19 protein-coding genes are annotated in these 16079 nt (G+C 56.8%); 18 read left to right on the top strand and 1 reads right to left on the bottom strand.

The features are described 5' to 3' along the window. Window positions 1-2: 2 nt before the first annotated feature. Complete coding sequence (gene motA / locus AA309_RS03500; RefSeq protein ID WP_047187613.1) at window positions 3-884, bottom strand: flagellar motor stator protein MotA; 882 nt, start codon at window positions 882-884, stop codon at window positions 3-5. A gap of 200 nt (window positions 885-1084) precedes the next feature. Here motA and flgF point away from each other — a divergent pair, with 200 nt between their 5' ends. From flgF to AA309_RS03410, 18 genes are all read left to right on the top strand, one after another. Next, complete coding sequence (flgF, locus tag AA309_RS03495) at window positions 1085-1810, top strand: flagellar basal-body rod protein FlgF (RefSeq protein WP_047187612.1); 726 nt, start codon at window positions 1085-1087, stop codon at window positions 1808-1810. Between the two features lie 8 nt (window positions 1811-1818). After that, window positions 1819-3138: a flagellar protein export ATPase FliI gene (gene fliI / locus AA309_RS03490; protein WP_047187611.1), complete on the top strand. Its 1320-nt coding sequence runs from the start codon at window positions 1819-1821 to the stop codon at window positions 3136-3138. A 93-nt stretch (window positions 3139-3231) separates the two neighbouring features. After that, window positions 3232-4704: a flagellar hook protein FlgE gene (locus AA309_RS32815; RefSeq protein WP_047187610.1), complete on the top strand. Its 1473-nt coding sequence runs from the start codon at window positions 3232-3234 to the stop codon at window positions 4702-4704. Window positions 4705-4734: 30 nt separating this feature from the next. Further along, entirely contained in the window at window positions 4735-6183 is a 1449-nt protein-coding gene (gene flgK / locus AA309_RS03480) for a flagellar hook-associated protein FlgK (protein ID WP_047187609.1), read from the top strand. A gap of 3 nt (window positions 6184-6186) precedes the next feature. Next, window positions 6187-7221 (top strand): flagellar hook-associated family protein, encoded by a 1035-nt coding sequence (locus tag AA309_RS03475; RefSeq protein ID WP_047187608.1) that lies wholly within the window; start codon window positions 6187-6189, stop codon window positions 7219-7221. Between the two features lie 17 nt (window positions 7222-7238). Then, window positions 7239-7586, top strand: coding sequence for a flagellar biosynthesis regulator FlaF (gene flaF, locus AA309_RS03470; protein ID WP_047187607.1), 348 nt, complete (start codon window positions 7239-7241; stop codon window positions 7584-7586). Beyond that, window positions 7583-8005 (top strand): flagellar biosynthesis repressor FlbT, encoded by a 423-nt coding sequence (flbT, locus tag AA309_RS03465; protein ID WP_047187606.1) that lies wholly within the window; start codon window positions 7583-7585, stop codon window positions 8003-8005. Before flaF ends, flbT begins: the two co-directional genes overlap by 4 nt. A gap of 14 nt (window positions 8006-8019) precedes the next feature. Next, complete coding sequence (flgD, locus tag AA309_RS03460; protein WP_047187605.1) at window positions 8020-8415, top strand: flagellar hook assembly protein FlgD; 396 nt, start codon at window positions 8020-8022, stop codon at window positions 8413-8415. Between the two features lie 2 nt (window positions 8416-8417). Beyond that, the gene (locus AA309_RS03455; RefSeq protein WP_047187604.1) at window positions 8418-8684 is read left to right on the top strand and encodes a flagellar biosynthetic protein FliQ; all 267 of its coding nucleotides are present in this window, start codon (window positions 8418-8420) and stop codon (window positions 8682-8684) included. Between the two features lie 125 nt (window positions 8685-8809). Continuing rightward, window positions 8810-10885 (top strand): flagellar biosynthesis protein FlhA, encoded by a 2076-nt coding sequence (gene flhA / locus AA309_RS03450; protein WP_047187603.1) that lies wholly within the window; start codon window positions 8810-8812, stop codon window positions 10883-10885. Beyond that, on the top strand, window positions 10882-11634 hold the full coding sequence (gene fliR / locus AA309_RS03445) for a flagellar biosynthesis protein FliR (RefSeq protein WP_047187602.1): 753 nt from the start codon (window positions 10882-10884) through the stop codon (window positions 11632-11634). The genes flhA and fliR overlap by 4 nt, the downstream gene beginning before the upstream one ends. Window positions 11635-11640: 6 nt before the next feature. After that, the gene (locus AA309_RS03440) at window positions 11641-12039 is read left to right on the top strand and encodes a hypothetical protein (RefSeq protein ID WP_047187601.1); all 399 of its coding nucleotides are present in this window, start codon (window positions 11641-11643) and stop codon (window positions 12037-12039) included. A 46-nt stretch (window positions 12040-12085) separates the two neighbouring features. Next, entirely contained in the window at window positions 12086-12520 is a 435-nt protein-coding gene (locus AA309_RS03435) for a rod-binding protein (RefSeq protein ID WP_047187600.1), read from the top strand. Between the two features lie 16 nt (window positions 12521-12536). Further along, window positions 12537-12875, top strand: a complete 339-nt coding sequence (locus AA309_RS03430) for a flagellar protein FlgN (RefSeq protein ID WP_244470245.1) — start codon at window positions 12537-12539, stop codon at window positions 12873-12875. Continuing rightward, window positions 12872-13321 carry a hypothetical protein gene (locus AA309_RS03425; RefSeq protein ID WP_342027925.1) on the top strand — a complete coding sequence of 150 codons (450 nt, stop codon included), beginning with the start codon at window positions 12872-12874 and terminating at the stop codon, window positions 13319-13321. Before AA309_RS03430 ends, AA309_RS03425 begins: the two co-directional genes overlap by 4 nt. A 55-nt stretch (window positions 13322-13376) precedes the next feature. Continuing rightward, complete coding sequence (locus AA309_RS03420; RefSeq protein WP_047187598.1) at window positions 13377-13760, top strand: response regulator; 384 nt, start codon at window positions 13377-13379, stop codon at window positions 13758-13760. Between the two features lie 10 nt (window positions 13761-13770). Continuing rightward, complete coding sequence (locus AA309_RS03415; RefSeq protein WP_244470244.1) at window positions 13771-14880, top strand: protein-glutamate methylesterase/protein-glutamine glutaminase; 1110 nt, start codon at window positions 13771-13773, stop codon at window positions 14878-14880. Continuing rightward, window positions 14877-15731: a CheR family methyltransferase gene (locus AA309_RS03410; RefSeq protein WP_047187596.1), complete on the top strand. Its 855-nt coding sequence runs from the start codon at window positions 14877-14879 to the stop codon at window positions 15729-15731. The genes AA309_RS03415 and AA309_RS03410 overlap by 4 nt, the downstream gene beginning before the upstream one ends. Window positions 15732-16079 lie beyond the last annotated feature (348 nt).

Here is a 16079-nt window from a genome sequence, read left to right as displayed (position 1 = left end):
GACTAAGCTGCCTCCTTCATGTCTTCTGAGCGACCACCTGTCGTGGTAGCCGTTTCGACCTCGTCGATGGTGGGGCGGTATTCCACCGAGATTCCCTTGCGGCCATGCTCGACGGCGATCTGCGGCAACGCTCCATTCATGTAGGCGATCAGCGCCTGCTTCACGATGACGTAGACGCGTGTCTGCTTCTCTCGTGTCGCCTTCACCTTGTTGGCGAGCGGAGAAAGAAAAGCATAAGAGATGAAGATGCCGCCGAACGTTCCGACGAGTGCGGATGCGATAAGGCCTCCGAGAATTGAGGGAGCTTGGTCGATCGCGCCGAGAGCCTTCACGATACCCAGCACGGCCGCCACGATGCCAAGTGCAGGCAGGGCTTCCGCAACGGTGGAGATGGAATAGTAGGGTTTGGTACGGTCGCGCTTGAGCGCTGCGATCTCTTCTTCCATGAGGGCTTCGATCTCATGCGGACGCGCGTTGCCGATAATGATCAGGCGAGCGTAGTCACAGATGAAGAGGGTCAGGTCCTTGTCCTTCAGAACGCTCGGGAACGCCCTGAAAATTTCCGATTCCTCAGGGGTGTCGATATGCGCCTCAACCTCATTGCGAGGCTTGTTCTTCAGCTCTCTCAGCAGAGCATACAGAAGGCCCAGGATCGCCAGATACTGTTCCCTCTTGGGAACTGTTCCCTTGATAGCTTCGAGGGAAGCCCGTCCCGTGTCCTTCACGAGCGACATGGGGTTCGCAATGATGAACGTGCCGATCGCGATACCGCAGATGATGACGTATTCCCAGGGCTGCCAGATCACGGACAGATGCCCGCCCATGGCGACATAGCCGCTAACGAGAGAGCCGATGGCAACGACCAATCCGATTAAGACGCCCAATCTTGTAGTCCTTCGCGAGAGATCAATTCTTGGAGATTTCCTAATCGTGGAGGCTTGCGCGAAGCTGGGACGGGGGAGGCAAGCCTCATGCAAGGCTGTCCTGGTACAGCAGACTGGAAATTGACCAGGCTGCCCAGCCAACGCGTAGCGGAATATCGACCTGAGCCATGGGCGGCCGTCTGACTGTATGGAGTTTCCGGGTGCAATCCGCCCTGTATGTGTCACTGTCGGCGCAGGTCGCCATGGAGAAGCGTCTGGCAACCATTGCCAATAACGTCGCGAACATGGCGACCGGCGGTTTTCGCGCTGACGAAATCAAGTTCGAAGAAATTCTCTCCCTTGCCGGCAAGGACAATGTATCTTTCGCGTCCTCGGGCCAGAGCTTCATCTCGCGCCGGGCCGGTCCCGTGACCAAGACGGACAATCCCCTCGATGTGGCGATCCAGGGCGAGGCATGGTTTGCCTACCAGGGAGCGAGTGGCCCGGTTTACACACGTGACGGACGCTTCTCCATGAACGAGAATGGTGACCTTGTGACTGTCGATGGCCATGCGGTTCTCGATGCCGGCGGGGCACCCATCGCCCTCGACCCTCAGGCGGGCCCTCCAACGATCGGCCGTGATGGAACGATCACCCAGGGTGGCAATCAGGTTGGGGCCCTAGGCCTCTTCAATCTGAGCGGCGACAGCCGCCTGGCCCGGCAGGGAAGTTCGGGTGTCCTGTCCAGCATTCCCGGTGAAGCCGTTCAGGACTTCACATCGACAGGTGTTCAACAGGGCTACAGCGAAGGGTCGAACGTCAATCCTGTTCTTGAGATGACGAAGATGATCGCCCTGCAGCGGAATTTCGAAAGCGCCGCAACGACGATCCAGGAGAGTGAATCCACATTGATGGATGCCATCCGGACACTTGGTCCCAGCAGCTGATCAACGGCATGAACGCCCTTTGCGAGCTTGAGACCCTCCTTCTAGAAGGTGCTGGACGCCATCTGGTGCGGATCAGCGGCACCATTCGTGAGGTGACCCCTAGCTATTATCGAGTCGTCGGGCTCTCCCAATTCGTCAAGCTGGGTGACCAGGTCGGTTTCGACGCGAACGGAAGAACGCAGATCGGCGAGGTCGTTCGCATCGACGGCAATGGGCTTACGATTAAACCCTTCAATGGACGCATCGATGCCAGGATTGGCACGCCTGCGTTTCTGGTCAGCAATGCCGGCTTGAGCCCAGATCCGAGTTGGAAAGGGCGGGTCATCAACGCCCTTGCTGAGCCGCTCGACGGGCAGGGTCCCTTGGCTCCGGGCCCAAGACCGGTGCATCACGACGCCGAGCCTCCCTCTGCGATGACAAGGGCGAGGGTTCATAAACCGTTGCATACGGGCGTGAAGGCCATCGATCTTTTCACGCCTATCTGCCAGGGGCAGCGTATCGGCATCTTTGCCGGATCGGGTGTGGGAAAATCCACCCTGCTGACGATGCTCGCAAAATGTGAGGGCTTCGACACGATCGTGGTTGCTCTCGTGGGCGAGCGTGGAAGAGAAGTGCGGGAGTTCCTGGAAGGGCCGATCCAAGCCAGCTTGCACAGAGCCGTGATGGTGGTCTCGACGGGTGACGAGAGCCCGATGATGCGGCGTCAGGCGCCCAGAACCGCTGTCTCGATCGCCGAGTATTTCCGGGATTGCGGTGAATCGGTTCTCCTGATCATCGATTCCGTGACCCGGTATGCTCACGCCGCCCGTGACGTGGCGCTTGCAGCAGGGGAGCCGGCTGTCGCCCGCGGCTATACTCCAAGCGTTTTCAGCGATCTGCCCCGCTTGCTGGAGCGGGCCGGCCCTGGAGAGGAAGGGAAGGGGTCCATCACGGGCATCTTCTCCGTTCTAATCGATGGCGATGATCACAACGATCCGGTTGCCGACAATATCAGAGGCACGCTCGACGGCCATATCGTCCTCGATCGTTCGATCGCCGATCAGGGCCGCTACCCGGCCATCAATGTTCTCGGCTCCATATCGCGACTGGCGGACCATGTCTGGTCGTCGGACCAGAAGGAGCTGGTCCGGCGCTTACGCGGGCTGATCGCCCGCTATGAGGATACGCGCGACCTGCGCATGATGGGCGGATACCAGCCAGGCACGGATCAGGATCTCGATCAGGCAGTCGTTCTTGTTCCAAAGATTTATGAAGCCCTGCGGCAGGATCCATCATCTCCCTTGAGCCGGGATGCCTTCATGGATCTCGCGCAAGCGCTCAAGCAGTGATGTCCTCATGGCATCCACGCGCGCTTCATCTCTCCCCCAGCTTCACACAAGCATCCTTGTGTTAGCTTCCACTCGAATTCGCAGGAGTTGTACATGAGCCTCTATGGTGTCCTTCGCAGCGGCGTGTCCGGCATGAACGCTCAGTCGAACAAGCTGGGAACGGTTGCCGAGAATATTCAGAACTCGAGCACGACTGGCTACAAGCGTGCCTCGACTGAGTTCTCGTCTCTGATCCTTCCGTCCAGCGAGGGAAACTACAATTCGGGGTCGGTCACGAGCAGGGTGCGCTATACGATCGGCGATCAGGGGCCGATCGCTTACACGACCTCGGCGACGGACTTGGCGATCTCCGGCAACGGCTTTTTCGTCGTATCGGATCCGGGTGGAGCCAATTACCTGACGCGCGCCGGAAACTTCGTGCCCGATGGCCGAACCGGCAACCTCGTCAATGCAGCCGGCTTCACGCTCATGGGCTATAAGATTGGGGTCGATCCGTCCTTGAACAGTCTCGACGACGTCGTTCCGGTCAACATGGGCGATTTCGGCATGCAGGCCGCTGGTTCGACTGCAGGCACATTCAAAGGGAATCTCCCATACGCCACTAAGGAGGTGGTTGGTACTGCGCATCCCGGAACATTGGCGCCCCCGGTGCCTGGCTATGTCGATATCAAGATCTCGAATCTGTCTCCCCGGGACACGATCCAGTTCTCTGTCGGTGGCGGCCCCACTCAGACCTTCAATGTGACGACAGAAGCAACCGTGGATGATCTGGTCACAAAGATTAACGCAGCCGTCACCGCTGGCACGCTCAGCGGCGTTCAGGCGTCGAAGGATCCGGCCACCGGCAATCTCGTGCTGACGTCCGATGACCTGACCGGCGCCACGAACGTCACAGGCTCCTTTACGGATATGACGCCAGCCAAAAAGATTTCCTCTCTCCAGGTGTTCGACAATGTCGGAAATCCGGTGAAGCTCGATATCCAGTTGGAGAGGACCGGAGAGAAGACTTGGGAAATCGCGGTCTATAACGGCTCCACTCTGCTGGATGGACCAAACACGATGACATTCGACGACCTGGGGCAACTCATCGGTCCTAAATCGTTGAGTTTCGACATCCCTAAAGGGCAACCCTTTACGCTCGACATGTCGGGTATGACGCAGCTCGCGGGCGATTACTCGGTCACCGGCCAGGCCAACGGTAACGGACCATCGGCCGTGAAGAGCGCCGAGTTCGCCTCCGATGGCACCGTCTATGCCGTCTACGAGGACGGCTCGCGTGTCGCCGCCTATAGGATCCCCCTGGCAACTGTGCCTAGTCCGGATAATCTCTCTCCTCGTGCGGGCAACGTTTACGAGACGACTGCAAGCTCGGGTGGCTACCAAGTTGGTTTCCCGGAGACCGGTGCCTTTGGATCTGTGACCTCCGGGGCACTTGAGGGGTCGAACGTTGATATCGGCACCGAGCTGACGGCCATGATCGAGGCGCAGACCAGCTACACGGCCAACTCGAAAGTGTTCCAAACCGGCTCCGAACTGCTCGACGTTCTCATGAATCTGAAGCGGTAACGGTTTAGGTCATCCTCGAGAGCTCGAAACATGTCACTTTCGGTCGCCTATAATACGGCCCGTTCCTCGTTGCAGGCATCTCAGTCGCAGATGGCGATTGTCTCCCGCAATACCGCTGGAGCGTCGGATCCTGCATATTCGCGCAAGATCGGCGCGCTCGTCACGACGGGCGGTGCTGCTCGCGTGACGGTGCTCAGAGCCAGCGACAGAGCGCTTTTGAACAAGATGCTGGAGACGACTTCGGATGCAGCCACTCAGAAGTCGCTGCTCGAAGGACTCCAGAGGCTGAGCCAGACGATCGGCGATCCGGAGCTGGATGAATCTCCTGCTGCCCGCATTGGTGCCTTGAACAATGCCTTGAAGCAGTATGCGAACGCGCCTGACGACACTGTGCTGGCTCGCGGGTTCGTGAAGACTGCGTCGGATCTTGCGACGAGTTTGAATCAGGCGACGTCAAGCATCAACGCAATCCGACAGGAGACGCAAGTCCAGATTGCCGACTCGGTTTCCCGGATCAATGATATTCTGGCGAAATTCAAGATTGCTAACGATGAAGTGGTAAGCGGAACCGCTCTTGGGCGAGACGTGACGGATGCTCTCGATACGAGAGACAGTCTCATCGCGCAGCTTTCCGAAGAGATTGGAATTACCGTCGTCCCGAGAACCGACAATGACATCGCCATCTATACCGATAGCGGGGTGGCGCTCTTCGACAGATTGCCGCGCAGCGTTAGATACGAATCAACCGCTCTGGCAGCAGGAAAACCCGGGGGGGCGATCCTCATCGATGAGATTCCGGTGACTGGAAGCTCATCTCCGATGCCATTGAATTCCGGCAATCTCGTTGGTCTCGTCAAGCTGCGGGACAATGCAGCCGTTCAATATCAGAAACAGCTCGACGAGTTGGCCCGTGGTTTGATCGAGGCTTTTGCCGAGTACGATAAAACCGGGGCTGGAAAACCGAATCTGGCTGGTGTTTTCACGTACAGCGGTGGGCCAAACATTCCGACAATGGCGCCGGCAGGTCTTGCCGGGCTGATCCAGGTCGATGATAGGGTCGATCCGTCCAAAGGCGGGAAATTCGAGAAGATTCGCGATGGCGGAATCAACGGTGCTGATTACACCTATGGTGACGGAACCGCATCGTTTTCGACCCGTCTTCATCAATTGGTCAAGGCCGTCCAGGCTGATCGTGCTTTCGATCCGAGCCTCGGACTTGGCGACAAGATGTCCTTGCAGGACTTCGCATCGTCGTCAGCTGGCTGGCTCGAGGCTGAACGCAAGAGTGCATCCCAGCAGGTGGATTATCAGGAGACCTTGCTTGCGCAGGCATCCGAGGCGCTCTCGAACGCCACGGACGTCAACATGGACGATGAAACCGCCCTCATGCTGCAGTTGGAAAAAACCTACTCAGCGTCCGCAAAGCTGATGTCCGTGATCGATCAGATGCTCAAGACGCTCCTCAATTCCGTGGGTTAAGATATGAAGACAACGTTCATCTCCTCCACCACGCTCTGGAATTCGCCCAGATCGACGCTCGACAAGCTCCAGTCCGAGCTCGTGAAGGCCAACAAGGAAGTCGTGACCGGACGCCATATGGATGTCGGCCTGGCGCTTGGACGCAAGACAGGGAAGTCGCTTTCCCTCCGTCAGGAAAGAGCCTCTCTTGATGCCTTGACGGACAGCAACACGTCGGCGACGCTCCGGCTCAGATCGACCTCGGCAGCTCTCGACCAGGTTCGCGGCGGGGCCGACAATTTCAAGAATGCGCTGATCGGAATGCATGTGGGCGCGCAGGATGTTCCCCTCATCCAGAGCCAGGCCCGGGCCGGCCTGAACAAGCTGATCGCGAATCTGAATGAGAATGTCGGAAGCCAGTATCTGTTCGGTGGCGTGAATTCCAAAGTCGGGCCCCTCAAAGCCTATGAGGACGGCTTTCAAACGGCCGTCAACGGGGCGTTCTTGACCCACTTCACTTTTCCGCAGACAGATCCCCGGGTGGCGGACATCACGCCCGCCCAGATGCAGGCTTTCATTGATGGGCCTCTCGCGGACCTCTTTGAGAACCAGTGGGAGGGCACATGGTCCAACGCTTCGGATCAAAACATCCAAAGCCTGATTTCTCCGACCCAGAGGGTCGAAACATCCGCCAACGCAAACGAAACCGCTTTCCGGGAGTTGGCGAAGGCCTATGTGATGACCTTTGATCTCGGGATTGAAAGGCTCAACGACCAGACGAGATCATACCTGCTCGACAGGGTCGTCGGGACGCTCGGCGGTGGCGTTTCCGGGGTGACCGAACTCCAGGCCGACCTTGGAACGGCCCAGCGAAAGATCGATGACGCCAATGAGCGGATGAGCCTCCAGAAAACGTTTTTCGAGGAGAGGATCACTAACTACGAGGCTATTGATCCAGCTGAAGCGAAGGTTCGAGTCGATCAGCTCTCGACCCAGCTTCAGACATCGTATTCGCTGACTGCGCAGCTCAATCGACTGAGCTTGATCAGTTTCCTTTAACGGCAGGAAAAATGTAAATGTATCAGTTCTCCTACTCTGAAATTCTCGAGGATTCGCCGAAAGACTGCCGGCAACGCGAATACGATCTTTTCGAACGCGCCATCACCCTCTTGCGTGCAGCAGAGGGGTATCCGTCTCAATCTCCGGAGATGCTCGGCGCAATCGTCTTTCTCCAGCGCCTTTGGACCTTTCTGATCAAGGATCTTGGGCATCCCGAGAATGCACTGCCCGACAAACTGAAAGGCCAGCTGATCTCAATCGGCCTTTGGGTGATGAAAGAATCCGATCTCGTCGTTCGCGGCGAGCACAATAATCTCAGTGCTCTTATCGACATCAACGTCCTCATCAAGGATGGCCTGAAATGACTGCGAAAATGCGTTTCTCTCTCAAGGCCGGCGAACGGATTTTCATCAATGGTGCCGTTCTGACAGTGAGCCAGAAGGTCACTTTGAGCCTTCTCAACGATGCCCGGTTTCTTCTGGAAAGCCATGTGCTCCAGCTGGCAGATGCGACGACGCCGATGCGGCAGCTTTACTTCGTGGTGCAAGCACTCCTCATCAATCCTCGGGAAGAGGAGCAGGGGATGATAGCCTTCCATAAGATCTATGACGCTCTGCTCGTGGTCATATCCGATGAGACCACAAAGGCTCAGTTGAAGAATGTCGGAGATCTTGTCGCCCGCAAGCGAACCTTCGAAGCGCTTAAGGTGATCAGGAAGCTCTTCGAGAATGTGGAATCCCAACCTGCATCCACAAGCGTGGTGATGCCCGAAAAGGCTGCTTAATCCGGAGACGAGAAATGAATGTCAGTTCCGTTTCATCTGCGTCTTACAGTCAGCAGACATCTGCCAGCGAGAAGACGTCTACCGTTAGCTACGACAACTTTCTGAAGCTGCTGATGACGCAGATGAGGAACCAGGATCCTACGGATCCGATGAAATCGACGGAGTACATGGCTCAGCTGGCAACGTTCTCTCAGGTCGAACAGACCGTGAAGAGCAACGAGAAGCTCGATGCCCTTCTTTCATCCTTCGCTCTGTCTCAGGCGGACAGCGTGATCGGGCGGACGATATCCACGGCCGACGGCGCCGTTAAGGGAAAAGTGGAATCAGTAATGATCACCAGCGACGGCGCCGTTGCCAAATTGGCGAATGGAGACCGGATCCTGCTTGGCCCCGGCATCGTGATCAGCTGACAATGAACGAGATTGACGCTCTTGAGCTGGTTCGTGCGGCGATTTGGACCGTCATCATCGGCTCCGGGCCAGCGGTCTTGGCCGCGATGGTGATTGGCATTGTGATCGCCCTGATCCAGGCTCTGACCCAGATTCAGGAAGTCACGTTGACTTTCATTCCCAAGATTATTGCTATCTTGGTCGTCACGCTTCTCACCGGATCGCTGGTTGGATCCCAGATCTATGCCTTCACGGAACTGGTCTACGGACGAATTGTTACAGGGTTCTAGAGTAATCCAGACCCTGAGAAGCTGCTGCGAAGGAGCAAGAGGCTAGCGAGACGCGAGGCGACCTTCGCGCAAGCTTCATAGCGCATGTGTCAGACGGATGGTTGGCTCGCCGAAGGGAGAGACACATGGCGTCTAGCGACACGATGGTAAAGGACCGCGGCCGGGATCTGATGTTCGCCGCAGGCGTCGTCATTATCCTTGCGATCCTGTTCCTGCCGATCCCGCCCCTGGCTATCGATATGGGGCTTGCTTTCTCGATTGCCCTGTCGGTTCTCATCCTGATGGTGGCCCTGTGGATTCAGAAGCCCCTCGAGTTCTCTGCCTTCCCAACCGTACTCCTGATAGCCACTCTCCTTCGCCTTGCTCTCGGTATCGCGTCAACACGATTGATCCTTTCCAACGGTCACCATGGCGTCGACGCCGCAGGCCATGTGATCAGCGGCTTCTCCCGCTTCGTCATGAGCGGCGATTTCGTCATCGGTATCGTCGTCTTCATCATCCTGATTACCGTCAACTTCCTGGTGATCACCAAGGGTGCCACACGTATCGCCGAGGTGGGCGCCCGCTTTACCCTCGATGCGATCCCAGGAAAGCAGATGGCCATCGATGCGGACCTCTCTGCGGGGCTCATCGATGAGAAGGAAGCCCAGAGACGGCGACGTGAACTGGAAGAGGAGAGCGCCTTCTTCGGTTCCATGGACGGTGCCTCGAAATTCGTTCGCGGTGAGGCCGTCGCGAGCTTGATCACCATCGCCGTCAACATTTTCGGCGGCATCATTATCGGCGTGACACGGCATGGCATGCCGCTCTCAAAGGCCGCCGATGTCTTCACGCAGCTGTCGGTTGGCGACGGACTCGTCAGCCAGATTCCGGCGCTCGTGGTTTCTCTGGCCGCAGGCCTCCTCGTTTCCAAGGGCGGCACGCGCGGGCAGGCCCAGCAGGCGGTGCTGGATCAGCTTGGTGCCTACCCGCGTGCTCTGATGGTTGCTTCCGGAATGATGTTCATTTTCGCCATCGTTCCCGGTCTGCCGATGATTCCCTTCATGATGCTGGGCGGCTTCATGGGATTCGTGGCCTACAGCATTCCAAAGGTCCGAGCCGAGCAGGCGGCAAAAGAAAAGCTGAACCAGGAGCAGGAACAGCAGAAGAACCTTTTGGAGGCGAGCGATACCGTTAAGGAATCGCTCAAGATTGCGGAGGTGGAGCTCTGCCTCGGCAAACACCTGTCTTCTCATCTGGCGAGTTCCCATGGGGACCTCGCCCATCGTGTCAAGAAGATGAGGAAGAAATTTGCCCAGGATTTCGGCTTCGTTCTCCCTGACGTCAAACTCTCCGACAGTTTCATGATCCCGGCGAAGAGCTATCAGATCAAGATCCATGGCACGGTGGTCGCGACGCATGAGATCAGACCGGGTGATCTTCTTGTCGTCCTTGGCGACGGTCCGGTTCCGGATGTGCCGGGAGATGAAGTGCGCGAGCCTGCATTTGGCATGAAAGCCCTCTGGGTCTCTGATGCCTATGCCGGCGAGATCAAGCGCCAGGGCTTCACGGCCGTGGACGGGGCATCTGTCCTCCTCACCCATCTCAGCGAGGTTATTCGCAACAACCTGCCCCAGCTCCTTTCCTACAAGGATGTTCGCAATCTCTTGGACGGGCTTGAGCCTGAGTACAAGCGTCTTCTCGACGATATCTGCCCCTCCCAGATTTCCTACTCCGGATTACAGGCGGTTCTGAAGCTGCTGCTGGCCGAGCGCGTCTCGATTCGTAACTTGAGCCTGATCCTTGAGGCTATTGCCGAGATCGCGCCCCATGCCCGGCGAGCGGAGCAGCTGGTGGAGCATGTGCGGGTGCGCATGGCGCAGCAGATCTGTGGTGATCTTGCCGAAGGAGGCGCCCTCAATGTGCTGCGGCTGGGCAACAAGTGGGATATCGCGTTCCACCAAAGCCTGAAGCGCGACGCCAAGGGCGACGTCATCGAGTTCGATATTGACCCGCGTCTTGTCGAGCAATTCGGTGCGGAGGCTTCGGAAGCCATCAAAACCCGCATGGGTCAGGTCAAGAACTTCGCCATCGTGACAGCGCCCGATGCGAGGCCGTATGTGCGCATGATCATTGAGCGCATGTTCTCGTCCTTGCCGGTTCTGTCTCATCTGGAAATCGCCCGAGGCGTCGAAGTCAACTCGCTTGGTACCGTCGCGTGAGCCAAGTGGTCTCTGACACGCTCCTTGGGACTTTCCTTATTTTCTGCCGCATCGGCGGATGTATGCTGATCGCGCCGGCGTTCTCCAGCAACAGGATACCGCCTCAGGTCCGGCTCTTCCTGGCTCTGACCGTAAGCCTCGCCCTTGCGCCTGTCCTGATGGACAAGATACGTACCGGCATTGCTGGGCAGGCGCCGACAGTGACACTCACCTGGATCGCCTCCGAGCTGCTCGTTGGGCTGCTGATAGGATTGCTTGGAAGAGTCTACTTCCTAGCCCTTCAAACGATGCTAAGCGCCGTATCCATGGCCATCGGCTATGGCGGTATGCCTGGAACTCCGATCGACGAAGCGGAGCCACTTCCCGCAATCAGTTCCCTTATCATGATGGTGGCAACGGCCGTCATCTTCCTGTCCGACCTTCACTGGGAGCTCTTTCGCGGACTGATCGCCTCGTACTCGCGAGTGCCGGTCGGGCAGGGCTTTGCCGTGCAAACCTCCTTGGCGGAGCTGATCGACCAGGTCGGGATTGCCTTCGTGCTGGCCCTGCGGATCAGCAGTCCGTTTCTGATTTACTCCGTCATTGTAAACCTCGTGGCCGGACTCACCAACAAGCTGACGCCACAGATACCGGTCTTCTTTATCGCAACTCCCTTCGTGATGCTCGGAGGGCTGTTCGTCATGTACTTTGCAGCGCAGGATTACGTGCTGCTCTTCCTCGAAGCTTTTACGGCATGGCTGCGGAACTGAAGGCCGATGAAACAGAGACTCAAGAAGATCGACAGACTGATCAAGGTTCAGCAGCACCTTCACAAAAGCGCTGAGCTGAAGCTCGCCAATCTCCACCGTCAGGAGAGCGAGCTCAGGGCGGCCCAGGAAGAGACGCTCCAAACGATGGGCGAATCCGATACGCTGCACGGCCTTTTTGTCGGCATCTTGGCCAAAAGACTGAAGACGTTGTCATTGGAAGAGAGCCGAACGCAGGCTGCCATCATTGAGCAAAAGGCGCTCACAGTTGAAAAAGCACTGCAGGTGAAGCGCACGGAGAAAGTTTACTCGCGTCTTAAAGAGGATAGTCGCCGGGGTGAGGAGAAGAAGGGACTGATCGCCATCCTCGAGAGCATGGCTCAAGGGGACAGCACAAGCCTCCCGTAAGCCTCATGGACTAGAGTCTGGCTTAAGTGAAACAAGGAGGATCGCAATGGCGATCAGCCCCCCGTCAGACATTCTCAGCGAGGTCGCCAGAGCGGCAGATCCTGCACGGTACCAGGCGGCCGCCCACAGCCTTATGCGAGGCACAGCTCCCGTGTCTGGGCCAAGCTTCGAGGAGACCGTTCGCTCCGTATCCTCTCGTCCCATTGGGGGAGGGGCAGACGTTTACCAGATCCGGAACTCTCTCCGGAATGATGCCGAATCCGCGGCAGCGGCCAAATCGAAGCGTACCGCGCAGGAGTTCGAAGCCTTCATTCTCCAGAGCTTTGTTGAATCGATGCTCCCGAAGAATGCGGAGAATACATACGGAAAAGGCAATGCCGGCTCCATCTGGAAGTCCATGATGGCGGAGCAGATCGGCGCGCAAGTGGCGAGGGCGGGCGGTATTGGAATTGCAGAGCATATCCTGGGCGTGAAGAAATAAGGAAAGCCGCATGTTGATGAAGTCGCTGGACCGGCTTGAGGAGACACTGGATCTTGAGACAGCAGCCCTGCTGTCTCGTGATCTGAGGAATCTGGATGAGTTCAACCGCCGCAAAAGCCAAAGCCTTTTGGAGATCAGTCGGATGGTGAGAGCTGCCGAAACTCTCGCCTTTGATGGGATTGCGGCGAAGCGATTTGAGAGGCTGAAAATCAAGCTGGAGCGAAATCAGGAAATTCTGCAACGTCACATGCGGGCGGTGCAGGAAATTTCGAGCATCATTTCAGGCGCTATTCAGGCTGCCGAGTCAGACAGCACATATTCGGCCCATATGGTGCGCGGGGGCTTCGGCGCATGATCAGGAACGTCATGGCCGGCTTCTGGGTTTGCGCTGTCACGCTCGGTTCGTGCTATGCAGCCGTAACCTGGATGGTCGGCAGGGCGCCAGCAGAGGAGCCGCCGCATTATGAAGGCTTGCAGTACAAGAAGCTTCCGCCCGTGAACATTCCGATCATCGCTGAAGGCGCGGTTCAGGGTTATGTAATCGCTAATCTGGTGTTCACAGCCGATGCAAAGACTTTGCGGGAGATCTCCGTACCGCCTGAAGCCTTCATTCAGGATGAAGTGTTTCGTTATGTCTATTCAGACGAGACACTCGATTTCAGGAAGTTGTCTCGATACAATGTGAATAAAATGATCGGCAGCGTTAGAGATAAAATCAATAAGCGCCTTGGCGCCGATATCATCAAAGAAATTCTAGTCGAGAATTTCAACTTCATCGATAAATCCGACATCCGCTCCTGATCTAACTACGTTAGAGAGCGATCTGAGGCCCCGCGGTTACTAGGGATAATTTTTCATGAGCTATTGTTTGATTGTTGATGACTCGAGGACGATCCGGAAAGTCTCTCGCGAGATCGTCGAAAGCCTCGCATTCGAAGTTGAGGAAGCTGAGAACGGGGAGGTTGGCCTGTCGAAGTGTCTGGCCAGAATGCCCGATGTCATTCTGCTTGATTGGAACATGCCGGTCATGGATGGCTACAATTTTCTCAAGGAGCTGAGAAAGTCTCCAGGAGGTGATGCTCCCAAGATTGTATTCTGCACCACAGAAAATGACATGGGGCACATTACTCGAGCGCTGGAAGCCGGCGCGGACGAGTATATCATGAAGCCGTTCGACAAAGACATTCTAGCTGCGAAGTTCCAGGAGCTGGGCCTCCTTTCGGACGCCTTTTCTGTGTGATGCCATGCCAGTGGATCGCCTCACACAACCTATTCCTATGCAATCTCAGCCAACACGCGTCATGATCGTGGATGATAGTGCGATTATCCGCGGGATGATCGCACGGTGGGTAACGGAAGCGGGCGGCTTCGATGTCGTCTGCACCGCGTCTAATGGGCAGATGGCTGTCGATCTTGCAGAGCGACATAGGCCGGAGATTGTTCTTCTCGATATCGAAATGCCTGAGGTCGACGGCTTGACGGCATTGCCGATGATCTTGAAGGCTCGCCCTGCTAGCAAAATCATCGTAATCTCCACTCTGACACAGCGAAACGCAAAGATTTCACTGAAGTGTCTGTCCCTGGGTGCCGTTGATTATCTTGCAAAGCCCGAAAGCGCACGCGCTGTGGATGCTGCGGCAGAGTTCCGACGCGACCTCGTCGAAAAACTGAGAGCCCTAAGCGCCACGAAGCCGAGACAATCCCGCCCGAGTCTTGTCCCTGTGCCGACTGTCCCTGTACCCGCGCAGTCTCCACTGCCAAAGTCGGGCAATGTGCGGCCGCAATGTCTTCTTATCGGTTCTTCTACCGGTGGTCCACGGGCCGTTGAGCGGGTGCTGCAGGATCTCAAGCCTGTTCTTGCCACCATTCCTGTTCTGATCGTTCAGCATATGCCCGCAATGTTCACGGCTGTTTTTGCCGAACATCTGCAGACTTTACTCTCGCTTCCCTGCCATGAAGCGAAAGATGGAGAAGGGATCGATGCGGGCACGGTGCTTGTTGCTCCGGGCGGGCGTCATATGGGCATGGTCTGCGTGTCGGGAAAGCCTATCATACGGCTCAGCGATGCTCCTCCTGAGAACTTCTGCCGTCCTGCCGTGGATGTTCTGTTTCGAGAGGCCGCTTCTGTTTATGGAGGGGCTGCAATCGCAACGGTGCTGACAGGGATGGGGTCAGACGGAACGAATGGAGCCCGTCATCTGGTCAAGGCCGGTGCGACCGTCATTGCCCAAGATGAAGCAACGAGCATTGTCTGGGGTATGCCTGGAAGTATCGTGAAAGCTGGCCTTGCTCACGAGATTCTCCCTCTTAATGCTATTGGCCGTTCATTGAAGGGCCTGATTGCCGGAGCCTCGCGATGACTGAGATTGAATTCGAAGCTCTGCGCACTTTTCTCAAAGCCCGGTCAGGGTTGGCCCTCTCCCCCGATAAGCGATACCTCGTTGAGAGCCGGCTTGCTCCTGTCTGCACACGTTTCAAGGTCGAGAACTTGTCCCGACTCATTTGGGAAATCAAGTCGGGCCGGTCTCCTGCCCTCGAGAATGCAACTATCGAGGCTATGACGACCAACGAGACTTTCTTCTTTCGAGATAAGGCACCTTTCGACCTGTTTCAGGATGTTCTGCTGCCGAAGTTCCTCAAGGAGCGAGCCGCCAGCCGCCGCCTGCGCATCTGGTGCGCAGCTGCCTCGACGGGGCAGGAACCTTACTCGCTTGCAATGCTGCTTAAGGAAGCGGCTGCGCGCATGCCGGGTTGGCAGGTGGAGATCATTGCAACCGATATCTCGATTGAGGTGCTCGAGAAGGCGAAGGCGGGCATCTATAACCAATTCGAAGTGCAGCGCGGTCTGCCGATCAGGCTCCTCGTCAAGTACTTCAGGCAGATGGGTGATCAATGGCAGATCGCAGCTGAAATCCGTTCCATGGTGGATTTCCGCTATCTGAATCTCATCGAGGATTTCGGCCGACTTGGGCAGTTCGACATTGTCTATTGCCGCAACGTGCTGATCTATTTCGACACCGCGATGAAGTCGAATGTCCTTCGCAGGGTTGCGCAGTTGATGGCAGCCGATGGAGCTCTGGTGCTTGGTGCATCGGAGACGATCCTTGGCATCAGTGATGCGCTGTCGCTCGATCCTGCATACCGCGGGCTCTATACGAAGGCCCTTCCTGCTGGAGCCCCTCATAGAACGGCCTTGGCTGGAACACGCTGAAGGCACTGGCCTGATCAGATGGTTCTGTAAAAGATCTGATGAGGCCAGCAGCTGCAGAGATCGCTCACCGTCGCTTTTGGTGAGGCCACACGCATATTGCTTCCGCGCCGAGCGGGAGCCTTTTTGTGCTGGCCGATTACTATCGTTAAAAGCGTTTTGATAATAAAAGTGCGCCCAATACTTCATTTCTGTGCTTGACGCTTAGGAGTGATTCGTCCATAAGTCATCTCATGGATGCAACGGGCGAGACGTTAAGAGCACGATGCATCGCAAACGCACTATGGAGGCCCTTTGAAAGGGCATGGCATGATGCCGCTCCATTTTACCGGTTGAGCCCGGATGTCATGT

Origin of the sequence: Microvirga vignae (assembly GCF_001017175.1) — a bacterium.
Taxonomy (GTDB): Bacteria; Pseudomonadota; Alphaproteobacteria; order Rhizobiales; family Beijerinckiaceae; genus Microvirga; species Microvirga vignae.
The sequence above is the reverse complement of the archived record's forward strand: the minus strand, read 5'-3'. Positions and strand labels throughout refer to the sequence as shown.